This is a genomic window from Pseudomonas sp. P1.31 (assembly GCF_001269815.1).
GTDB classification, from domain to species: Bacteria; Pseudomonadota; Gammaproteobacteria; order Pseudomonadales; family Pseudomonadaceae; genus Aquipseudomonas; species Aquipseudomonas rustica.
The window spans coordinates 460656-482388 of sequence record NZ_LHVN01000019.1 but is presented as its reverse complement, the minus strand read 5'-3'; the positions used below and the strand labels follow the sequence as shown (position 1 = coordinate 482388).

General features: G+C 58.2%; 17 protein-coding genes. 4 read left to right on the top strand and 13 right to left on the bottom strand.

All coding sequences use genetic code 11. The features are described from left to right. Window positions 1–54 precede the first annotated feature (54 nt). Both AD669_RS12890 and AD669_RS12885 read left to right on the top strand, forming a co-directional pair. Window positions 55–1182, top strand: coding sequence for an acyl-CoA dehydrogenase (locus tag AD669_RS12890; protein ID WP_053120264.1), 1128 nt, complete (start codon window positions 55–57; stop codon window positions 1180–1182). A gap of 15 nt (window positions 1183–1197) precedes the next feature. After that, a complete protein-coding gene (locus AD669_RS12885) occupies window positions 1198–1971 on the top strand; it encodes an enoyl-CoA hydratase (RefSeq protein ID WP_053120263.1) in 774 nt (257 codons plus the stop codon). 101 nt (window positions 1972–2072) lie between these two features. Here the strand turns inward: AD669_RS12885 and AD669_RS12880 are convergent, their stop codons facing one another. The 4 genes from AD669_RS12880 to AD669_RS12865 form a co-directional block, all read right to left on the bottom strand. Further along, on the bottom strand, window positions 2073–3224 hold the full coding sequence (locus tag AD669_RS12880; RefSeq protein WP_053120261.1) for an acyl-CoA dehydrogenase family protein: 1152 nt from the start codon (window positions 3222–3224) through the stop codon (window positions 2073–2075). Between the two features lie 3 nt (window positions 3225–3227). After that, window positions 3228–4334, bottom strand: coding sequence for an enoyl-CoA hydratase/isomerase family protein (locus AD669_RS12875; protein ID WP_053120259.1), 1107 nt, complete (start codon window positions 4332–4334; stop codon window positions 3228–3230). Between the two features lie 222 nt (window positions 4335–4556). Next, a complete protein-coding gene (locus AD669_RS12870; RefSeq protein WP_053120256.1) occupies window positions 4557–5243 on the bottom strand; it encodes an HPP family protein in 687 nt (228 codons plus the stop codon). Between the two features lie 155 nt (window positions 5244–5398). Continuing rightward, complete coding sequence (locus tag AD669_RS12865; RefSeq protein WP_053120254.1) at window positions 5399–6577, bottom strand: MFS transporter; 1179 nt, start codon at window positions 6575–6577, stop codon at window positions 5399–5401. Between the two features lie 313 nt (window positions 6578–6890). Here AD669_RS12865 and AD669_RS12860 point away from each other — a divergent pair, with 313 nt between their 5' ends. Beyond that, on the top strand, window positions 6891–10799 hold the full coding sequence (locus AD669_RS12860; protein WP_156316148.1) for a hypothetical protein: 3909 nt from the start codon (window positions 6891–6893) through the stop codon (window positions 10797–10799). A 241-nt stretch (window positions 10800–11040) separates the two neighbouring features. On the opposite strand, the gene AD669_RS12855 is transcribed toward AD669_RS12860, so the two are convergent. Genes AD669_RS12855 through arnB form a run of 8 tightly spaced genes read right to left on the bottom strand, consistent with a single transcriptional unit; the run spans window position 11041 to window position 19859 of the window. Further along, window positions 11041–12432, bottom strand: a complete 1392-nt coding sequence (locus AD669_RS12855) for a UDP-glucose/GDP-mannose dehydrogenase family protein (RefSeq protein WP_053120250.1) — start codon at window positions 12430–12432, stop codon at window positions 11041–11043. After that, on the bottom strand, window positions 12429–12833 hold the full coding sequence (gene arnF / locus AD669_RS12850; RefSeq protein ID WP_053120248.1) for a 4-amino-4-deoxy-L-arabinose-phosphoundecaprenol flippase subunit ArnF: 405 nt from the start codon (window positions 12831–12833) through the stop codon (window positions 12429–12431). The genes AD669_RS12855 and arnF overlap by 4 nt, the downstream gene beginning before the upstream one ends. After that, window positions 12830–13174: a 4-amino-4-deoxy-L-arabinose-phosphoundecaprenol flippase subunit ArnE gene (gene arnE / locus AD669_RS12845; RefSeq protein WP_053120246.1), complete on the bottom strand. Its 345-nt coding sequence runs from the start codon at window positions 13172–13174 to the stop codon at window positions 12830–12832. The genes arnF and arnE overlap by 4 nt, the downstream gene beginning before the upstream one ends. Then, a complete protein-coding gene (gene arnT, locus AD669_RS12840; protein WP_053120244.1) occupies window positions 13171–14823 on the bottom strand; it encodes a lipid IV(A) 4-amino-4-deoxy-L-arabinosyltransferase in 1653 nt (550 codons plus the stop codon). Before arnT ends, arnE begins: the two co-directional genes overlap by 4 nt. Next, the gene (gene arnD / locus AD669_RS12835; RefSeq protein WP_053120243.1) at window positions 14820–15704 is read right to left on the bottom strand and encodes a 4-deoxy-4-formamido-L-arabinose-phosphoundecaprenol deformylase; all 885 of its coding nucleotides are present in this window, start codon (window positions 15702–15704) and stop codon (window positions 14820–14822) included. The genes arnT and arnD overlap by 4 nt, the downstream gene beginning before the upstream one ends. Next, window positions 15704–17695, bottom strand: a complete 1992-nt coding sequence (gene arnA / locus AD669_RS12830) for a bifunctional UDP-4-amino-4-deoxy-L-arabinose formyltransferase/UDP-glucuronic acid oxidase ArnA (RefSeq protein ID WP_053120242.1) — start codon at window positions 17693–17695, stop codon at window positions 15704–15706. Before arnA ends, arnD begins: the two co-directional genes overlap by 1 nt. Beyond that, complete coding sequence (gene arnC, locus AD669_RS12825; protein WP_053120240.1) at window positions 17692–18714, bottom strand: undecaprenyl-phosphate 4-deoxy-4-formamido-L-arabinose transferase; 1023 nt, start codon at window positions 18712–18714, stop codon at window positions 17692–17694. The genes arnA and arnC overlap by 4 nt, the downstream gene beginning before the upstream one ends. Further along, a complete protein-coding gene (gene arnB / locus AD669_RS12820) occupies window positions 18711–19859 on the bottom strand; it encodes a UDP-4-amino-4-deoxy-L-arabinose aminotransferase (RefSeq protein WP_053120238.1) in 1149 nt (382 codons plus the stop codon). The genes arnC and arnB overlap by 4 nt, the downstream gene beginning before the upstream one ends. Before the next feature lie 446 nt (window positions 19860–20305). Between arnB and xerC the strand changes: the two genes are divergently transcribed. Beyond that, window positions 20306–21151, top strand: a complete 846-nt coding sequence (xerC, locus tag AD669_RS12815) for a tyrosine recombinase XerC (RefSeq protein WP_256218858.1) — start codon at window positions 20306–20308, stop codon at window positions 21149–21151. A gap of 16 nt (window positions 21152–21167) precedes the next feature. Here the strand turns inward: xerC and AD669_RS12810 are convergent, their stop codons facing one another. Then, entirely contained in the window at window positions 21168–21719 is a 552-nt protein-coding gene (locus AD669_RS12810) for a membrane integrity-associated transporter subunit PqiC (protein ID WP_053120233.1), read from the bottom strand. Window positions 21720–21733 lie beyond the last annotated feature (14 nt).

Genomic DNA, 21733 nt, shown 5'->3' with positions numbered 1-21733 from the left:
AGCCTGCGGCAGCTCCTACAAGGGATTGTGGAAACCCGGATTTAAGGATTCACCATGATTCCCAACGAAGACCAAACCCAGATCCGTGACATGGCCCGGCAGTTTGCCGAGGAACGCCTCAAGCCGTTCGCCGCCGAGTGGGATCGCGAGCACCGTTTCCCCAAGGAAGCCATCGGCGAAATGGCCGAGCTGGGCTTCTTCGGCATGCTCGTGCCGGAGCAGTGGGGCGGTTGCGACACCGGCTACCTGGCCTACGCCATGGCCCTGGAAGAAATCGCTGCCGGTGACGGTGCCTGCTCGACGATCATGAGCGTGCACAACTCGGTCGGCTGTGTGCCGATCCTCAAGTTCGGCAACGACGATCAGCGCGAACGCTTCCTCAAACCGCTGGCCAGTGGCGCCATGCTCGGTGCCTTCGCGCTGACCGAACCGCAGGCCGGTTCCGACGCCAGCAGCCTGAAAACCCGCGCGCGTCTGGACGGCGATCACTACGTGCTGAACGGCTGTAAACAGTTCATCACTTCGGGGCAAAACGCCGGGATCGTCATAGTCTTTGCGGTGACCGATCCGAGCGCCGGCAAGCGCGGCATCAGCGCGTTTATCGTGCCGACTGATTCGCCAGGCTACAAAGTTGCGCGGGTCGAAGACAAGCTCGGCCAGCACGCCTCCGACACCTGCCAGATTCTTTTCGAAGACGTGAAGGTGCCGGTGGCCAACCGTTTGGGCGAGGAGGGCGAGGGCTACAAAATCGCCTTGGCCAATCTTGAGGGCGGTCGCGTTGGCATCGCTTCGCAATCGGTGGGCATGGCCCGTGCCGCATTTGAAGCCGCGCGTGATTACGCCCGCGAGCGTGACACCTTCGGCAAGCCGATCATCGAACATCAAGCCGTCGCATTCCGCCTCGCGGACATGGCCACGCAAATTGCCGTCGCCCGGCAGATGGTGCATTACGCGGCGGCCCTGCGTGACAGCGGCCAGCCGGCGTTAGTCGAGGCGTCGATGGCCAAACTGTTCGCTTCGGAAATGGCCGAGAAGGTCTGCTCGATGGCATTGCAAACCCTCGGCGGTTACGGTTATCTCAACGACTTCCCGCTGGAACGCATCTACCGCGACGTGCGCGTCTGCCAGATCTACGAAGGCACCAGCGACATTCAGCGCATGGTCATTTCGCGCAATCTCTGACAAGGAATTTTACCCATGGCTTACGAAACGATTCTGCTGGAAAACCATGGCCGTGTTGGCCTGATTACCCTCAATCGCCCGCAGGCGCTGAACGCCCTGAACGCGCAACTGGTCAGCGAAGTGAACCAGGCGCTGGATACGCTGGAAGCGGACGCGAACATCGGTTGCATCGTTATCACCGGTTCGAAAAAAGCTTTCGCCGCCGGTGCAGACATCAAGGAAATGGCTGAGCTGACCTACCCGCAGATCTACATGGACGACCTGTTCAGCGACAGCGATCGCGTGGCCAACCGCCGGAAGCCGATCATCGCTGCGGTGAACGGTTTTGCCCTCGGCGGTGGCTGTGAACTGGCGCTGATGTGCGACTTTATTCTGGCCGGCGACAACGCCAAGTTCGGTCAACCGGAAATCAACCTCGGCGTGCTGCCGGGCATGGGCGGCACCCAGCGTTTGACCCGCGCAGTCGGCAAGGCCAAAGCCATGGAAATGTGCCTGAGCGGGCGCTTGATTGATGCGGTGGAAGCGGAGCGTTGCGGGATTGTCGCGCGGATTGTGCCGAGTGATGAGCTGCTGGATGAAGCGCTGAAAGTCGCTGCGGTGATTGCCAGCAAGTCGTTGCCGATTGCGATGATGGTCAAGGAGAGTGTCAACCGTGCGTTTGAAGTGAACCTGACGGAAGGCGTGCGTTTTGAGCGTCGGGTGTTCCATGCGGCGTTTGCGACGCAGGATCAGAAAGAAGGGATGGCGGCGTTTGTGGCCAAGCGTGCGCCGGAGTTCCAGGGCAAGTAACGCTGTATTTGAGTGCAGGATCAAAAGATCGCAGCCTTCGGCAGCTCCTACATGGGAATGCGTTTCCTGTAGGAGCTGCCGAAGGCTGCGATCTTTTGCCGTTAAAGTTGATAGTTCTTCAAATCCCGCGCAATCACCATCCGCTGAATCTCGCTCGACCCTTCATAAATCTGGGTAATCCGCGCATCACGGTAGTACTTCTCGACCGGATAATCTTCCAGATACCCATACCCGCCATGAATCTGAATCGCCGACGAACAGACCTTCTCGGCCATTTCCGAAGCAAATAACTTGGCCTGCGAAGCCTCCGATAAACACGGTTTCCCCGCCGAACGTAATCTCGCCGCGTGCAAGATCAGCAGCCGTGACGCATTGATCTGCATGTGCATGTCCGCAAGCATATTGGCGATGCTCTGGTGTTCGATGATCGGCTTGTCGAACTGCACGCGATCCTTCGAATAGGCCAACGCCGCTTCAAACGCCGCACGGGCAATGCCCAATGCCTGAGCCGCGATGCCGATACGTCCACCCTCAAGATTGGATAGAGCAATCGCCAGACCTTTGCCACGCTCACCGAGCAGATTGGCCTCGGGAATGCTGCAATTGTTCAGCGTCACCGCGCAGGTATCCGACGCGCGAATGCCCATCTTGTGTTCAGTGCGATCAACGATAAAACCGGCGGTATCGGTCGGCACCAGAAACGCCGAGATGCCTTTCTTGCCCAGCTCCGGATCCGTCACGGCAAACACAATCGCCAGTTTCGCCCGCTTGCCGTTGCTGACAAATTGCTTGGCGCCGTTGATCACCCACTGGCCGTCACGCAATTCAGCGCGGGTGCGCAGGTTGTGCGCTTCGGAGCCGGCCTGCGGTTCGGTCAGGCAGAAGCAGCCGATGGTTTTGCCACTGGCCAGATCCGCCAGCCAGGTTTGCTTTTGTGCTTCGCTGCCGTAATTGAGCACCGGGCCGCAGCCGACCGAGTTGTGGATGCTCATGAACGCGCCGGTCGCACCGTCACCAGCGGAAATCTCTTCCACCGCCAAGGCATAAGCGACGTAGTCGACGTAGGTGCCGCCCCATTCTTCGGGAACGACCATGCCGAGCAAACCGAGCTCGCCCATCTTCGCCACGAGCGCATCATCGATCCAGCCTGCCTTTTCCCACTCTTGTGCGTGCGGCGCGATTTCGCCACGGGCAAAATCGCGGGCCATGTCGCGGATCATCACTTGTTCTTCAGTCAGTTCGAGATCGTGCATGGCTCAGCTCCCGCTCTCATCAAAACCGTGGAAGAAACTCGCGACGTGCGCAGCGTCCAGCGCGGCGAGGGTCGGCGGGTTCCAGCGTGGTGACTTGTCTCTGTCGATCAGCAGGGCGCGTACGCCTTCGATCAGGTCGCCGCGAGCGAACCATTGGCGATCGAGATGCAGCTCCAGGGCGAAGCAATTTTCCAGGCTCAGGTGGCGACCGCGACGGAGCATTTCCAGGGTGACGGCCATGGCCAGCGGCGAGCGGGTTTCCAGCAGATCAGCCGTGGTGGTTGCCCATTCATGGCTGTCGGCTACGGTCACCGCGCGCAATTGCTCGACCATGCTCGGTACGTCGGGCAGGGCGAAGAAATGGTCGATGGCTGGACGCAATTTTTCGAGCGGTGCGTCGGGCAGGGTTTGCACGCCGTGTTTCGCCAGCAGGTTTTGCAGCGATTTGAGCGGCGTGTCCTGCCATTCCATCGCGTCGAGTTTTTCGTCGAGGAGTGCGAGTTTGCTGCTGTCCAGATACCAGTCAGCCAAGCCGCAATACAGCGCATCGGCGGCGCGAATCTGCACGCCGCTGACGCCCAGATAAATCCCCAGCTCACCGGGAATCCGAGGCAGGAAATAGCTGCCGCCCACGTCCGGGAAATAACCGATGGCCACTTCCGGCATCGCCAGACGGCTCTTCTCGGTGACCACGCGCAGATCCGCGCCTTGCACCAGGCCCATGCCGCCGCCGAGGACAAAACCGTCCATCAAGGCCAGCACCGGTTTGCGGTAGTGATGAATCGTCAGGTCGAGGGCGTATTCCTCGACGAAGAAATCTTCGTGCAACGTGTCGCCGCTTTTGAAACTGTCGTACAGGGAACGAATATCGCCGCCCGCGCAGAAGGCTTTTTCGCCGGCACCGCGTAACACAACGGCGTGGACGTCGGCATCGGTCGCCCAAGCGTCGAGCTGCTGTTGCAGCAGGCGCACCATGTCGAGGGTGATGGCGTTGAGACCGGAGGGGCGGTTAAGGGTCAGGTGCCCGATGTGGTTGCGAACCTCGGCCAGCACTTCGTTTTGCGTGGCATCCATGGACTGAGTCCGCGGGGATGAAGCCTGAGCTGTCATCAGTAACTCCCTGCTTTTATTGTCTTTATTCGAGAAGCTCGCGCGCGAGCGTTACCGGATCGTAACAGTGCAAATTTGCCATGTACAACGGGGATATGTGCAGGGGCTGTCTGCGTTTTTGCCTTAACGCGATGACTTCTGTAGGAGCTGCCGAAGGCTGCGATCTTTTGATCTTGAAAAACATAGTCAAAAGATCGCAGCCTTCGGCAGCTCCTACAAGGGTCAGGTGAAGGTTGCGGTGATGCTGCGGCGCTTGGCGTGCAGTTCGCTGGCGTGGATCAGTTGTTCGAGGTCTTCGGGGGTGATGTCGATGAAGGCTTCCATGTCGGCCAGCGCCAGTTTCAGGTCTTCGGCGGTGATTGCCTGGTTGTCCACCGGGGCCACCGATGGCGCCGGTTCCGCCGGGCGTTTCGGATAACGAATCCGCGTCAGATTGTTGTACGCCAAAGCGCTGAGCAGCATGCACGCGGCGCCGAGCATCACCGGCTCCATGGCTTTCCAGTCCATGGCGATCGTTGCCGGGTCGGCCAGCACCAACGTCAACGCCAACGCACCCGCCGGTGGATGCAGGCAACGCAGCCAACACATCAGAATCAGCGCCATGCCCGCCGCCAGGCACGCACTGCCGAGGGTTCGCCCGAGTACATGAGCCACCAGCAAAGCGACGACACCGGCACACAAGTAACCGCCGAGAATCGACCACGGCTGGGCGAGGGCACCGGACGAAACAGCAAACAGCAACACCGCCGAAGCACCCAACGGGCCGATCAAGTGATAGGCGACTTCATGACCAAACACCTGCGCGCACAACCACACACTGAACAGCGTGCCGAGCGCCATGCCGATCGCGGCGCGGCTCCATTCGGTGGGGCGGGTATTGATGGCGGCGGGCAACCAGCGAGCGAGCATGTAAAACCGATCCTTCTACAAATTCCGGACAAAAAAAAGGACTCGTCCGGCAATCCGGAAAGCCCTCGAAGTGTTCCAACATTGGGGGAGGAACGCGCACAGTGTGCCGATCTATTTCGATGCTGACAAATTCATATAAATGCAGTTTCAGTGCGTTACTTTTGAACTGAAGCGACACGACGTCCGCTGATTACACACAAATAACCACCCACCGCCGCCAATGCGCTTAATGCGTAGAACATGCTCGGCGCTGGCGTGTGCATCAACAGAAACCCGCACATCACTGGACTCGCCGCGCCACCGAGTGCCGCCAGATTCTGCGCGCCGTAATAGCTGCCGCGCAGTTCTTCCGGGGCGAGGGTATCGACGAAGAGGAAATCTGCCGGGTAGATAATCATCTCGCCCAAAGTGAAGATAAACATCGCTATGCACCAGCCCACCAAGCTGTCGGCGAGGCTGAAACCGATCAACCCGACGATGAACAACGCCGTGCCGCCGGCTATCCAGTGACGCAGGTGCTCGCGCTTGAGGAATCGGCCGATCTGGTACTGCAGCAAAATCACCGTGATCGCATTGCAGGCGAGCAGGGCGGCCATTGTGTCCAGCGTCTGTTGCTGGGTGTGCGTGACCAACAGGTATTGCGACAGGTACAGGGTGAAGCGCCCGTGCACCAATGTGCTGAGCAGGCAGCCAAGGGTGAAGAGGATCATCGTCCGGTCGTTTTTCAGGATCATCAGGGTGTTAAGAAAACTTTGCGACGGGCTGCTCGAAGTCTCCGTGCTTGCCTCCTTCCTGGCGCCCAGCAGCAGAAAAACACTGCCTATGGCAATCGCCCCCGCCACGATGAACGGCGCCGACGGCTGAACGCCGGCAATCACCACGCCCATCATCGGACCAACCGCGTAGCCGATATTGGTCAGCGTGTAGTTCAGCGAAAACGCCTTGACCCGTTGGCCCACCGGCAGGTTTTCACTGAGGATCGCCTTCGAGCAAATCAGGAACAGGGCTGACGCGGTTTCGCTGATGATCAGCACCAAAGTGACCAGATACAGGTTCTGCGAGAAGGTCAAAAGCATCAGACCGATGCCGCTGGAGAGCATGGTCAGGATCAGCAACTGACGCTTGTCGAGTCGGTCGATGATGTAGCCGCCGTAAAGCGACAGGAGTGTGGCGCTGAATACGGCGATGCCCAGCAGAAGTCCGACGTCCTGGGGGTTGAGGCCGAGTTTGTTGCTGAGGAAAAGCGTGAGCAGCGGGCTGATCAGGGCACGGCTGATGACGACGGTCAGTGAGGCGACCATTAGCCGGCGGATGAGGGGGGAGTAGGTGCCCACGGGAAAAGAGATTTCCTTATTTCGAGTTCTTGGCTGGCGCGGTCATCCTCACCGTGCCCGAAACCGGGGTCAAGCCGATAATCAATTTCCCTTTAAAACCGAGTCCGATCGCGAGAAGGCCATCCCCGCCAAGTGGTTGCTCATTCTCAAAAGATCCTCAAAGCAGATTTGGTCTAAAGCCTAATCGAACATCAGCTCAGATAGCGCCGCACCGTTCGTCGGGACTGTCAGATCTTACAGGTGTTGGATATGAGGCGTATGAATAGAGTTTACCTAGGGAGTCAATCTATTTATTACGGGTATCGAGGCTGCTATGCGCGATGAAAATGAAATTCTTACATTTAGAATGTTAGATCCTGTCTCCGATAAAACTTATTACAATGTAGGTGTTCCGGTTCGCCTTGATGGGGGCATGTGGGGCGACGACACTTATAACGTCAGTTTTTGGCACGGTTCAGTTGTCCGCCAAAATTATTCTGATCTCCCTTATCGCAACGGGCAGATGTCCTTGTCGTTTTTCGCGAGCGTTGTTTCAGATCTAATCGTGGTGAGTAATCAACGAGGACAGGAATCGTTGAATCGTAATATCCGGCTAAAACATACAAATCCTGTATATGGCACCGCGCTTGGGGGAAAGGTGCTAGTGGGTAAGTTTCCAGGAGAAGTTTGGGTGTCCGGAAAAATTCCACTCAACCCGCCGATGCGTCAGTTACCGACAGGTGTGAAATACCATGTACAAATCTATAATCTGTCGTTGGGTATTTATCATGATCCTCTAACAGTTCAAATGAATGGTGACTGCTCTACATCCCTAGCAACTCCTAATGGTAGGCATTTGTATGCCGCACGATTTGACGTGGAAGGTCTTTATGAATCGGAATGGAGTGAGCGGTTCGAGATTATTGGTTTGGGTAAACCAGTTATTAATCCACCAGCGAATGGGATTATTGACAGCGCTAAACCGACAATCACAGGCTCGGGTGGTTATCCCGGCACAAATATAAGAGTTCTTGAAGCCGATCAAGGAAGCGTGGTTTTCGGCGAAGCATTGGTCGCTGGTAATGGTACATGGACTGTTAATGTAACGACTGCACTGCCTCGTGCATTGATCAATTTGACCTGCGAGCAAGTTTTGCTGGGAATTAGCTCTGATAAGGCACAAGCCCAAGAGTTTCTTGTACTTCCTACCCCTGTTGTGACAGCCCCCGGCAATGCTGTGGACTTGCGACCAACCATTTCAGGAACAACTACCGGGTTCTCAAATATTCAAGTCGATATCTACCGGGACATGACCAATGAAAAAATTGGCCAAGGCGTTACAACAACTTCGGGAACATGGAGTGCACAGTTCACACAGAATTTGGAACCGGGTGTTCGCACCATCACAGCGCAGTTAAATTACTCGGGCAGGCTTTCAACCCGCAGCGCACCTGTCGCCCTGACTGTAAGACCCGCGCCTCCGGTTATCACTCAAATCATCTATTCCGGCACGACTACAATATTTAAAGGCACGGGCTTTCCCACTGCGACCATCGACATTCACCCCGGCGCTGGTAGTCCGAATGCTACCGCCTTGGTGAACTCGCAGGGCTACTTCGAAACGACCCCCATTACCATCAAACCTGGCACGACCGGCTCCGGTTGGGGGGCGAGGCAAAAAATTAAAAATGGTAGCGCGTGGATCTTTTCGATCTATCATCCAGACGCACCTGTCTTCGACGTGCCGACGCCTGTTCCGACCGTCAACACGCCAACCTTTATCGGGCAAATTCCCACCGTTACCGGACGGGGCAGTGTCTGGCAGGGTCTGGCGGCTGCAACTATCGTGGTCGAGCTCATCGGCACAACGACGGTTACTTTGTCACCGGCAACCGTTACAGCCACCGGCGACTGGACGGCGACAACCGCTACTGCGGTTGCACCGGGCAGCTATACCGTGTCGGTACGGCAGTTGATGAATGGCGTTTACTCACTACCGGTTACGGCGCCAGCGCCCTTGATCATCAAACCACTGGCACCCACAGACATTCTTGTGGCTCTCGATGGTCTGTCCGCAACGTTTTCCGGTAGTTGCTGGCCAAGCGCTTCGCTCATGCTTTTGATCAACGACGGAAAACAAGAGATTCCGATTCCGGTAACAGGCGCTCCAGACGGCAAATGGACGTCATTGCCAATTACATTTGTGCCACGTAAATACACCTTCACGGTCACGCAAACATTTTCTGAACAAACATCTCCTCCTGCCGGCCCGGTTGAATTCAAAATTGCGACACCTACACCCGTGATCACCTTCCCGGGCAATCAACAGGAGACAGACTTCCGACCCGAAATCAAAGGGACAAACGGATACGATGGCGCCACCGTCGCAGTGTTCGACAACAAGGTCCAAGGCCCAGCGCTGGGCCAGACTATCGTGCCCGCATCGGGTATATGGGCAGTAAAACTGGACAAAGAACTCGTCGTGGGCGAGCACGATATTTATGCCCAGCAGACCTCAGAAAAACAGGCCTCCGAGCGCAGTGTTTCTGTACGGTTCGCGGTTAAGGTGCCAAAGCCTCTGCTCACACCTGTTCCAAACAATTATTACCCACGACGCAGCACGTTTAGTGGAACAGGTTGGCCCGGTGCTGTTGTAAAACTGTCTTTCGATGGCGTCGATTACCCAGTGATCGGCGGCATTAAAGTCGATGCAAATGGCCAATGGGTAGCACCAGTATTTTTGGAGCCGGTGGGCCGCAAAAAATTGAAAATCACTCAATCTTACGGAGGCGGAGATGGGGTAAGCATGGAATACTCCTTTGTTACGGTGACCAACGCTCCAGATCTTGAAAGCCCTTCGGCAGGGGAGTGGGTTGATCCTTCGTCAATGGTCGTTTCGGGATACACCCACCCGGGCGATACGGTCGTTGTAAGACGTCTCGGTGCAGGAGCGGGCGACAATCTCGGTGCATTCCTGGCAGACAGTGAAGGACGATGGTCGGGCACTGTCAAAAAAATCGAGGGTGATACGAACTATAGCTATTGGGCCTATAGCACCAAAGATTCAGTTGGAGGAGATCCTAGCGATACCGCCGTCGTCAACCTTCAGGATCTGACGGCACCTCTGATCGTTCACCCTGCAGACGGTGACTTCCTCGTTTCAAGAGTGCTATTCAGCGGCCGAGGGCTCCCCGGCGCGACAATTCAGGTGGCCGATCTATTCAACCCCGCAATCAATCATGCACCGACTACAACCGTCGATCAGTCTGGCTATTGGTCAGTTGAGGGCAACACGGATCTTAATCCTGGGCCCAACTGGGTCATCGTGCAGCAAACCTTGGGCGGGAAAAAGTCGCCGTGGGTGCGTAGCGGGCGATTCATTATCGAGTATCCGCTGACCGGTTTCAGTGCACCGACTGTCGCCCGGCCATTTCCAGGTGAAGAGGTCGGGCTCCAGCCGATGTTGGCGGGGACAGGCGTTGCGGGGGCCAAGGTCCATGTCCGTCAAAACGGTAAAGACCTCGCTCAAGCGTGGGTGGACGTACAGGGACGTTGGGCTTTGCGCTTACCCGCTTTTGCCGAGGGTTCGCAGTCACTCACCGTCATTCAGGCCAGTGACGAGATTTGGTCTGCAGAGTTGAAGCCAGATCCGACGTTTGAAGTTGTTCAAGTCAGCGCCGGATTCCCCGCGCCCACTATCGAAAGCCCGACAGCAGGAGCTACCGTGGACACTCGGTTCTGGATGAGCGGAAAGGGGATGCCCGGGGCCGTTGTTCGAGCGCGCAATTTTTATAATGGCACCATTCTGTACGGTGAAGGTTCCGTCGATGCTTATGGCCAGTGGCGTATGTGCCTGAGTCATGCCGCGGCGCTCAAGAATTTCACTATTACAGTCCAGCAAACGCTGGATGATAAGAATTCTTTATTCTGTCCAGAAGTCACCGTTAACGTGGAAAATGCTCTGCCTGCACCCATTCTCGAGAGTCATTCAAACGGTGAGCAAGTTGCGCCGGTGACGCTGTTGAAAGGGCGTGGTCATCCTCGCGCAACTGTCTTTTTATACAGGTCCGGAGATACCAATAATCCGTTAGCAAGTGCAAATGTCACGGAGGACGGGTACTGGGAGTGTGTCACTAAACCTCTGCCACTCGGGAACATTCGAATGGCAGGAAGGCAAATGTTGCCGTCCATCGTCGGGCCGTGGATGAATGAATTCACCTTTCAGGTGGTGAATGCGGGCTAGGGCTTCATCGGGCGCGAAATTGTCAAAAGCTTCGCGAGCAAGCCCGCTGCCACAGGGGCTTGCGCTGGTCTCAGATAATTGCCACGCGCATGGCGCAGCGGGCGAACGGCCGCGTCAGCGAATAGGGCACGACGCACAGCAAACGTTGGGACATGTAGGAGCTGCCGCAGGCTGCGATCTTATGATCTGGAATGTAAAAAAAGCCAAAAGATCGCAACCTTCGGCAGCGCCTGCAAGGGGTTCATGTATTGCAGGATCTCATCGGGTTGGTGAAAGCCACCGATGAAAACGGTATCGGCAATTTGCGCGATTCGCCACGGCCCATCGGGAAGTACTGGATACCGTTGCGCTCCAAGCGCTCGGCGTCGTACAGGTTGCGACCGTCGAAGATCACCGGATTGTTCAGACGCTGTTTGATCAGCTCAAAATCCGGTGCCTTGAACTGCTGCCATTCGGTGCAGATGATCAGTGCATCGGCGCCCGGCAATACCGATTCCGGGGTGCCCATCAGCATCAGTTTCGATTCGTCCGGATAAAGGTTCTGGGTTTCCTGCATGGCTTCCGGATCGAACGCACGCACGCTGGCGCCGGCGGCCCACAACTCCTCCAGCAACACACGGCTCGGCGCATCGCGCATGTCGTCGGTGTTCGGTTTGAACGCCAGGCCCCACAGGGCGAACGTCTTGCCGCGCAGTTCGCCTTGATAGAACGCGTTGATGCGCTCGAACAGCTTGTGTTTCTGTCGCTGATTGATCGCCTCGACCGCTTGCAGCAAATCGCTGGAGCAATGCGCTTCTTCGGCGCTGTGGATCAGCGCGCGCATGTCTTTCGGGAAGCACGAACCGCCATAACCGCAACCCGGATAGATGAAGTGATAACCGATGCGCGTGTCGGCACCGATGCCTTGGCGCACCGACTCAATGTCGGCGCCCAAGTGTTCGGCGAGTTCAGCGATCTGATTGATGAAGCTGATCTTGGTCGCCAGCATGCAGTTGGCGGCGTATTTGGTCAGTTCAGCGCTGCGCAGATCCATGAACATGATGCGGTCATGATTGCGGTTGAACGGTGAGTACAGATCGCGCATCACGTCGCGCACGTCATCACCTTCACAGCCGATGACGATGCGATCCGGGCGGCGGCAGTCAGCGACCGCCGAGCCTTCCTTCAAAAACTCAGGGTTGGAAACGATATCGAACTGCAGCAGCCGACCGACCTTGATCAGCGCTTTCTCGATGTGCGCGCGCAAGGTATCGCCGGTGCCCACCGGTACTGTGGATTTCTCCACCAGAATCAGCGGCTGCTCACGGTGCCGGGCAATCGCATCGCCCACCGAGAGCACGTAACGCAGATCCGCCGAACCGTCCTCGCGGGACGGCGTGCCCACCGCAATGAACGCCACTCGACCGTGCTGCACCGCGAGTTTCTCATCGGTGGTGAACAACAGGCGTTTGGAATCGAGGCCTTCGCGCACCAGGCTGGCCAGCCCCGGTTCGAAAATACTCACGTGGCCCTGACGCAACAGATCGACCTTCTTCTGGTCGACGTCCATGCACACGACATCATGGCCAACCTCGGCCAATACCGCCGCTTGCACCAGACCGACGTAACCGCTGCCAAATACTGTGATTTTCATGGAGCACTCCTGAGTGCAGGCGCACGAGCCGGACGCGTGTTGATGGTGATGACCCCGAGCATGACCAACGCCACGCCCAGCGATTTAGTGAAACTGAAGGATTCGTTGAACAGCGGCAGACTGGCCGCCAGCAGGTACACCAGCGCGTAGCTGATGCTCAGCAGCGAATAGGCGCGGCCCAGCGGCAAGTCGCGCAAGGCGAGCAGCCAGCACAACATTGATAAGGCGTAGGCAAAGATCGCTGCGACAACTACGGCCAGGGCACGCAGGTCGAGGTTGTCGAATGCCAGCCATTGTTCTGGCACGGGCAGGCGCGTCATGCTCCAGCGCATTGCCAGTTGCGCGGCGCTGACCAGCAAAACGCTGCCGAGGGCGAAAGTGATTCCACGACGTTGATTCATGACTGTTGCCCCAGCAGAGCCACGCCGCCGATCACCAGCGCGACACCAAGCCAATGCTGGCGGTCGATCGGTTCACGGAAGACGAAGCGCGCAATCAAAGTGATCAGCACGAAGTTGAGGCTGAGCATCGGATAAGCGATGCCGACTTCAATGCGCTGCAACACCAGCAGCCAGACCAGCAGGCCCGAGCCAAGGGCGAGCAGGGCCAGCCATAACCACGGCGAACGCAGTTTGGCGGTCAACGAAGAATCGCCGCCGCGCCAACCCTCCACGGCGTACTTTTGCGCGACCTGTCCCAGACAGGTCAGCAGGCACGCGGCCAACAGCAGCAACAGGCTCATGACGCCTCCCTGGGCAGAATCATGATCACCAGGTTGCCCTGTTCGTAGTGGACGCCGTCCTTTGGCAATCTGTCGATTTCGTCCAGTTCGTCCTGCCCCTTGACGCGCATCACCACGCCGACCGAACCGCTGCGGCGCGCCTCGCGCATCCACTGTTGCACTTGATCGGGATCGACCCGTTGTTGAATGCCGTCAGGATAGGCAAGGCCATATTTCAATTCGCCTATCGTGTTGTACAACGCGACTTGCGGGGTTTTCAGACGCCAGGCCAGTGCAGCGGCGGCACCCAGATCATTGCTCAGCAGGTGATCGGTCTGCGCCAGTTCAGCAACGTGATGTTTGATGAATTGATCAGGCATCTTGTTGGCAACCACCGATTTCGGCAGTGCCGCCGGCAGCACCGCAATCAACAACAGGCTGCCGAACGCCGGTGCGGCCCAACATTGCAGCGGCAGAAAGGCTTGCAGCAGGTTGGCGATGATCCAGCCGATCAGCCCGATAAACACCAGCACCAGACTGTGCAGTTCGTGGTCGTACAGCGGCCGGTTCAGTTGCAGGTACACCAGCGCGATCAGCGTGACGATGCCTAGCAGCAGATTGAGCAGGCCATTGAGACCCAATGCTCGACCCTGTTCCAGCCGCAAACGGTCGGCCAACGCATTACCCAACAACAGCGCCATCGGCAGCAGGCACGGCAGAATGTAGGTCGGCAACTTGCCGTTGCTCAGGCTGAAAAACAGCAGCGGCATCAGCAGCCACAGCAACAGAAACACCACGGGGGGCTGGGCGCGTGTCTGCCATGCCTGCTTGAACGCTGTCGGGATCAAACCCGCCCACGGCAGACTGAACGCCAGCAGCAGCGGCAGGTAAAACCACCACGGCGCATCGTGCTGGGCGTCGTCACTGGCAAAACGGCGGATGTGTTCATGCCAGAAGAAGAACCGCCAGAAGTCGGGCTCTTGCGCATGCACCGAGAGCACCCACGGCAAACTGATGAGAATCGCGATGGCAATCGCCACCGGGCCGTATGTCAGCAGTTCCCGCCAGCGCTTTTGCCAGAGCATCCACGGCAGGGCGATCAACACCGGCAACAACCACGCGAGAAAACCCTTGGTCATAAAACCCATGCCGCACGCCAGCCCCAGCACTGCCCAGGCCAGCATGCGTTTGCCACTGGTTTGACTGTCGACGGCAAACCACAGCGCCACCAGACTCAGGTTGACCCAAAAGGTGAACTGCGGATCGAGGTTGGCGTATCCCGCCTGGCCGGCAACGATGGTGAAACTCATGTAGAGCAGGGCGCAGGCGAAGCTTTTGCGTGGCTCATTCCACAAGCGCCGGGCGATCAGATAACAGAGCAACACGCTCAACCCGGTGCTCAGCGCCGAAACGAAGCGCACGCCGAACAGGTTCTGTCCGAACACATTCTGTGCGAGCGCGATCATCCAGTAGCCGGCAATCGGCTTCTCGAAATAGCGCAGGCTCATAAAGTGCGGCGATACCCAGTTGCCGCTCAGCAGCATGTCCTGACTGATTTGCGCATAGCGTGTCTCATCGGGAATCCACAAACCGTGGCTGCCCAGCGGCAACAAGTAGGCCAGCAGACAGATGCCCAACAACAGCAGCGGCAAAGCCCAGCGTTTAGTCATGCGCCTTGCACTCCCAGCCAGCCTTCACGGCCATCGAGAGCGCCGCGCTGTACGCGACCCACGGGCAAAGTGTTGAAGAACTCGGGCAGCAAGTCGCCCAGCGGTTTGAAGTCGATACCTCGCTGGCGCGCATCGGCCAGCAAGTGACGAAAATCCTCAGCCATCAGAATCCCTTCCACTTCGGCATGAATGGTGTAGACGTTGAGCATTTCCGGGCGAAACCGCTCAAGGATGAACGCGTTGAATTCCTGCGCGGCAACGATGGGGCCGACCACCTCATCGAAGGTCGGCAGATCCACCGGTATCTGCGGCGTGCCGGGCGTACCGTCCGCCAACAACGGACGGAACAGCTGCGATCCCCGGCAATCGCTGTTGTAGCGAAAGCCAAAGGCTTGCTTGGCCTCGATCACACGCTCGTCGGCGCGCCAACCGGCGGCGGCGGAACAGGTGATTTTCTCGCCAAGGATGTCGCTCAAGGTGTCGACGCCCTGACGAATCTGCTCGGCCAGTTGCGCCTCGCTCCAGCGCCCGGCATTCGCTTGCCAGCCGTGGTGATCCCACGCGTGCAGACCGACCTCATGACCGGCGTCGCGGGCCTGACGCATCAGGTGCCCGAGTTCGCGGCCAATCGGTTTGCCCGGCCACGCGGTGCCGGCCAGCAGAATGTCCCACCCATACAGGCCGGCGGCATTGGAACGCAGCATCTTCCAGAGGAACTGCGGGCGGATCAGGCGCCACAGATGCCGGCCCATGTTGTCCGGGCCGACACTGAAGAAAAACGTCGCCTTGATCTGCGCCTCGTCGAGCATTTCCAGCAAACGCGGCACACCTTCACGGGTGCCGCGAAAGGTGTCGACGTCGATGCGTAAACCGGCCTGCATCAATGCTTGTCCGCGATTTCGAGCATGGCTTCACGCAAGAAGAAATCCAGCGTATTGCCGATGGTCTCGCGCATTTCTACGGTTGGCGTCCAGTCGAGCAGGCGCTTGGCGTTGGCGATGCTTGGCTTGCGGTGTTCGACGTCCTGGTAACCGGCGCCGTAAAACGCCTTGCTCTCGACGTCGCGGAAACCGGCGAACGGCGGGAAGTTGTCACGCAGCGGATGCGCTTCAAACTGGCGCAACAACTCTTCACCCAACTGGCGAATACTCGCTTCGTTGTCCGGGTTGCCGATGTTGATGATCTGGCCGTTGCAGACGTCGTTGTCGTTATCGATGATCCGCGCCAGTGCTTCGACGCCGTCAGCGATGTCGGTGAAGCAGCGTTTTTGTTCGCCACCGTCGAACAGACGAATCGGCGTGCCTTCGACCAGGTTGAGGATCAATTGGGTGATGGCGCGGGAGCTGCCGATACGTGCCGAGTCCAGACGATCAAGGCGCGGGCCCATCCAGTTGAAAGGACGGAACAGAGTGAAATTCAAACCCTTGGCGCCGTACGCCCAGATCACCCGATCGAGCAATTGTTTGGATACGGAGTAGATCCAGCGCTGCTTGTTGATCGGGCCGACCACCAGGTTCGAGGTGTCTTCGTTGAAGTGTTTGTCCTGGCTCATGCCATAGACTTCCGAGGTCGACGGGAAAATCACGCGTTTGTTGTACTTGACGCAGTAACGCACCAGTTTCAGGTTTTCTTCGAAGTCGAGCTCGAACACGCGCAGCGGGTTGCGGGTGTATTCGATCGGCGTGGCGATAGCCACCAGCGGCAGCACCACGTCGCACTTCTTGATGTGGTATTCGATCCACTCGGAGTGAATGCTGATGTCGCCTTCCACGTAGTGGAAATGCGGGTGGCTGCGCAGACGGTCGATAGCGTCGGAACCGATGTCCAGACCATAGACTTCGTAGCGATCATCACGCAGCAGACGCTCGGACAAGTGATTGCCGATAAAGCCGTTGACGCCAAGGATCAGCACGCGCGTGCGACGTGGCGCACGACCGGATTCAGCGCCGCGCAGCAGCGAACCGTCGACCAGACCCAACTCACTGGCCAGTTGCGGGCCGCTGAGGAACAGGCCGTTGTCGTTGCGCTGACCGGAGAGAATCACCAGCGAGTCTTCACCGCAAGCAATGCGCAGCGGATCGACACTGATCACCCGGCCTGGTGCCTGACCGTCGTTGCCTTTGACGACTTCGGCACTCCAGACGATCAGCTTGTGCTCGCCCACAGCGCAGAACGCGCCCGGATAAGGCTGGGTGACGGCGCGCACCAGATTGAACAGTTGCTCAGCAGGTTTGGCCCAGAGCAGTTTGCCGTCCGCCGCCGTGCGACGACCGAATACCGTGGCTTGCGATTCGTCCTGCGCGGTTTCGCTGGTCTTGCCTTGCAGCATTGCTGGCAGGGTGTCACGCAACAGATCGGTCGCGGCGATACGCAGTTTGCCGTGCAGGCTCAGCGCGGTGTCGCTGCGCTCGATGGCCACGCGTTGTTGCGCGACGATGGCGCCGGCATCGGCACGTTTGACCATGCGGTGCAGGGTGACGCCGGTTTCGCTTTCACCATTGACCAGCACCCAGTTCGCCGGAGCGCGGCCACGGTAGCTTGGCAGCAACGAACCGTGCAGGTTGAACGCACCTTTTTTCGCGGTGGCCAGCAGTTGCTCGCTCAGCAGGTTGCGGTAGTAGAAGGAGAAAATGTACTCAGGGCTGAGCTTGGCAATCCGCTCGATCCACAGCGGGTGGTTAACGTCTTCCGGCGCATGCACCGGGATGCCTTTGCTGGCGCACAGTTGCGCGACGGAGGCGTAGAAAGCGTTCTCTTTCGGGTCATCGGCGTGAGTGAACACGGCGGCAATGTCGTAGCCGCTGTCGAGCAGGGCTTGAATGCCGGCGCAGCCAATATCGTGGTAAGCGAAGACAACAGTTTTTGCGCTCATGAGAGAACCTGACCGGTAGTAGAAGTAGAAGAAAGACCATCAACCGTGATCGCAGGCGCCGGGTGGGAAGGGTGGCTGCGCAACACTTTTTCAATGAAGAAACGCGGGCGGGCGCGCACGTCGCTGTACATGCGCCCCAGGTATTCGCCGAGCAGGCCCATGCCGATAAACTGGCCACCGGTGAACACGAACAGCACCGCGAACAGCACGAACATGCCGTCCCCGGCCCATCCGGCTCCGAACACCAGACGCAACACGATCAACGCCGCAGCGAACAACACGCCGAGACCGGCCATGGCGAAACCGACAATGCTCAACAGGCGCAGCGGCGTGGTGGTCATGCAGGTGATCAAGTCGAACATCAGGTTGATCAAACGCATCGGGCTGTATTTCGAATCACCGTGTTCACGCTCGACGTGGGCGACGACGATTTCGGTGGTGTGGCGGGCGAAGCTGTTGGCCAGAATCGGGATGAACGTGCTGCGCTCACGGCAGGCGAGCATCGCGTCGATGATCGTGCGGCGGTAAGCGCGGAGCATGCAGCCGTAGTCGCTCATGGCGACGCCGGTGGAGCGCTGCACGGCGAGGTTGATCAGTTTCGAGGGGTAGCGGCGCAATGCCGAATCCTGACGATTGCCGCGCACGGTGCCGACCACGTCGTAACCTTTTTCCGCCTCGGCGACCAGACGCGGAATTTCTTCCGGCGGATTCTGCAGGTCGGCGTCGAGGGTGATCACCACATCGCCTTTGCACTGTTCGAAGCCAGCCATGATTGCCGCGTGCTGGCCGTAGTTGCGGTTGAGAATGACCGCCACGAACGGGCTGTCTTCGCGGGTGGCGGCTTCTTCAAGAATGTTGGCGGATTCGTCCCGGCTGCCGTCGTCGACGAGGACAATTTCATAGTCGTGACGCAGCATCCGGCACGCCGCTTCGGTGCGGCGCAGCAGTTCCGGGAGGCTGTCCTGTTCGTTGTAGACCGGGATGACGATCGACACGCAGCGAATCGGATAGGGTTTCACAGGCGTTTATCCATGAGGGTGGCGATGGCCCCGACCACGCGATCGAGGTCTTGATCGCTCATGTCGGGGAACAGCGGAATCGAGCACAACCGTGCCGAGTTCCACTCGGTGTTGGGCAGATATAAATCCGGGTCACGCTGGCGATACCAGGTGTGCAGGTGGGTGGCGATGAAATGGATGCCGGTGCCGATGCCCTGATCCTGCAAGCCCTTCATAAAGGCTTCGCGATCCATGCCGCAGCGCTCGCTGTCGATGCGCAGGATGAACAGGTGCCAGGCGTGCTGTTGCGCGTAAACGGGCAGGGCCAGTGGCAGCACCGGCAGGCCTTCGAGTTTTTGCCGGTAAGCGGCGGCGAGTTCGGTGCGGCGCGCATTGATCTCGTCCAGACGTTGCAGCTGTACCAGCGCAATCGCGGCGTTGATGTCGGCGAGGTTGTATTTGAAACCCGGCTCCATCACTTGTGCCTGCGGCTTGCGGCCACCGGTCAGGCGATCGTAGGCGTCAACGCCCAGACCATGGAACTTGAGCATGCGCACACGGCTGGCCAACGCTTCGTCGTCGGTGACGAACATCGCACCTTCGGCACAGGTCATGTTCTTGATCGCGTGAAAGGAGAAAATCGCTGTGCCGTGCGAGCCGACATGACGACCTTTGTAGCGAGTGCCCGCCGCGTGGGCGGCGTCTTCGATGATCGCGATGCCATGCTTTTCAGCCAGGGCGTACAGCGGATCGAGATCAAATGCCGCGCCGGCGTAATGCACCGGGATGATCGCTTTAGTGCGTGGGGTGATGGCGCCTTCGATACGCGCGGCGTCGGTCATCAGCGTGTCGCGGTCGATGTCGACAAACACCGGTTTGGCGCCGAGCAACGAAATCATGTTGGCGGTCGACACCCAGGTTTGCGAAGGCGTAATCACTTCATCACCGGGGCCGATGCCTAACGCGAGTAAAGCGATGTGCATGCCACCCGTGGCCGAGGAAAGTGCCACGGCATAACGGCAACCGACATAGTCTGCAAACTGTTCTTCCAAAGCCTGGTTTTTAGGCCCGGTGGTTATCCAGCCCGAACGTAATACTTGTTCGACGGCGGCTATTTCTTCTTCACCGATACTCGGACGCGAAAACGGCAGAAACGCTTGACTCATAAGAACCTCGAGGCGACAGCCATCCTTCAGCCAGTTGTCTGAAAAACACGGAATTTCAATGGTTTGGAAGACCGCCCGGGGAATGCCTGATTGACTTTTATGCCCACGGACGGCAGGTTGTAGGCCTTTCGGGGCAACCTGTTGTAATTAAGGTTATGCCGGTTTTTGTGAAAGGAACATCAAAAAGCGGTCGGCAAATCGTCTATCTTTGAGCCGTACAGCCGCCGTTCAGACTTCTTCCATTCATCGGCACTTTTAATAGAAAAGTCCTACGGAAGAGTCGTTCCTTATATAAGTTTCTTTGCACTTTTAAGTTGTTTTGTTGAACCGTTTTCTATTCAAGGCCGTTTCGTTTGATTGACTTGTCGAGTATTGAATCCACCCCGTCCAACATTAATCCGCTGACGTTGTATCTGGCACGGCTGGCGCCTTCCAGCCAGTTGACCATGCGTTATGTTTTGCAAGATGCGGCTGACCGCCTCGGTTTCGAAGAAGTGAACATCGAGGAAATCCCTTGGCATGCACTGCAGCCTGAGGATGTCATCGCGCTGGTGGCAGCATTGCGCGCCGACAGCTACGCACCGAATACGTCTTCGCTGTATGTGAATGCCGTGCGCGGTGTGATGAACGAAGCGTGGCGCATGAGCCTGATCACGCAGGATCATCTGTTGAAGATGCGTTCGGTCAAAGGCATCGCCGGCACGCGGTTATCGCAGGGCCGCAATCTCAAACGCACATTGATTCACGAATTGATGGAAGTCTGCGCTGCGGATCCACGGCCGCAGGGTCTGCGTGATGCTGCCGTGATTGCCTTGTTGTACGGCACCGGCATGCGCAAGTCGGAGTCCGTGGATCTGGATTTAAACCAGGTCGACTTCCGCGAGCGCAGCCTGACCGTTACCGGCAAGGGCAATAAACAACTGATCAAGTACGCGCCGACCTGGGCGTTCGCCAAGCTCAATGCCTGGCTGGAATTCCGTCGCGAGCAACTCAAGGAGGGCGAGAGCGATGATGCGTTTCTGTTCAATCGCATCCGCCGTGGCAGCCACATCACCCGCGAGCGCATCACCAAACACGCGATCTATTACATCGCCCGTCAGCGCGGCACGCAGGTCGGGGTGAAGATCATGCCTCACGACTTCAGACGTTCATTCATTACGCGGGTGATCGAGGAGCATGATCTGTCGATCGCGCAGAAACTGGCGCATCACAGCAACATTCAAACCACCGCCAATTACGACGTGCGCGACGACAATGAACGTCGCCGCGCCGTGGATCGCTTCGACCTCTGATCAGGGCGAGTGGGGGTCAGGAGGAGGGTGGGCAGCCGCGTGAGCTGCCGGCAGCCTGAGTGATTTGCGCCGCGAGGCGTTTGACGTTGTTCTGCTGCGCTGCCACCAGTTCGTCGATGCTCGGCCCGGATGGCGTTTGCAGGACTGAACGGCACGTCAGCAAGCCACTGTCGGTTGCCCCCAGCGGACGCAAGCGCCATTTCACGTCGATCAAGCCGTACTGGCCCGGAATCGAATCGAAGCGTTGCACTTCAATCCGCACCGATGACCGCTGTTGCCCGGCCGCGCTGCTCAGTTGGTCGACCAGCGCACTGCGCAATTCATCGGCGAGGCTGGCGCCCCACCATTCGGTTTCCAGAATTGCCAGACCACTGTTGCCTTCGCGAATGACGATTTGCGCTCGATCGACTTGCGGCGGTACGGAAATGCCTTCGATGGCAATGTCTGCGCCGCTGCGGCCGGTGCCGGGTTGCACCGGCGTCAGGGTGTGGAAGCTGATCGGGTCGCTGCGGCAGGCGCCGAGCAACAAGCACGCAGCGAGCACGGTGATCTTCAACGGTAATGCCATGGTTTCAGCTCCTG

Coding starts and splice junctions, on each gene's coding strand:
- AD669_RS12890 (WP_053120264.1), top strand. CDS start 55: ATGATTCCCAACGAAGACCAAACCCAGATCCGTGACATGGCCCGGCAG.
- AD669_RS12885 (WP_053120263.1), top strand. CDS start 1,198: ATGGCTTACGAAACGATTCTGCTGGAAAACCATGGCCGTGTTGGCCTG.
- AD669_RS12880 (WP_053120261.1), bottom strand. CDS start 3,224: ATGCACGATCTCGAACTGACTGAAGAACAAGTGATGATCCGCGACATG.
- AD669_RS12875 (WP_053120259.1), bottom strand. CDS start 4,334: ATGACAGCTCAGGCTTCATCCCCGCGGACTCAGTCCATGGATGCCACG.
- AD669_RS12870 (WP_053120256.1), bottom strand. CDS start 5,243: ATGCTCGCTCGCTGGTTGCCCGCCGCCATCAATACCCGCCCCACCGAA.
- AD669_RS12860 (WP_156316148.1), top strand. CDS start 6,891: ATGCGCGATGAAAATGAAATTCTTACATTTAGAATGTTAGATCCTGTC.
- AD669_RS12855 (WP_053120250.1), bottom strand. CDS start 12,432: ATGAAAATCACAGTATTTGGCAGCGGTTACGTCGGTCTGGTGCAAGCG.
- arnF (WP_053120248.1), bottom strand. CDS start 12,833: ATGAATCAACGTCGTGGAATCACTTTCGCCCTCGGCAGCGTTTTGCTG.
- arnE (WP_053120246.1), bottom strand. CDS start 13,174: ATGAGCCTGTTGCTGCTGTTGGCCGCGTGCCTGCTGACCTGTCTGGGA.
- arnT (WP_053120244.1), bottom strand. CDS start 14,823: ATGACTAAACGCTGGGCTTTGCCGCTGCTGTTGTTGGGCATCTGTCTG.
- arnD (WP_053120243.1), bottom strand. CDS start 15,704: ATGCAGGCCGGTTTACGCATCGACGTCGACACCTTTCGCGGCACCCGT.
- arnA (WP_053120242.1), bottom strand. CDS start 17,695: ATGAGCGCAAAAACTGTTGTCTTCGCTTACCACGATATTGGCTGCGCC.
- arnB (WP_053120238.1), bottom strand. CDS start 19,859: ATGAGTCAAGCGTTTCTGCCGTTTTCGCGTCCGAGTATCGGTGAAGAA.
- xerC (WP_256218858.1), top strand. CDS start 20,306: ATGCGTTATGTTTTGCAAGATGCGGCTGACCGCCTCGGTTTCGAAGAA.
- AD669_RS12810 (WP_053120233.1), bottom strand. CDS start 21,719: ATGGCATTACCGTTGAAGATCACCGTGCTCGCTGCGTGCTTGTTGCTC.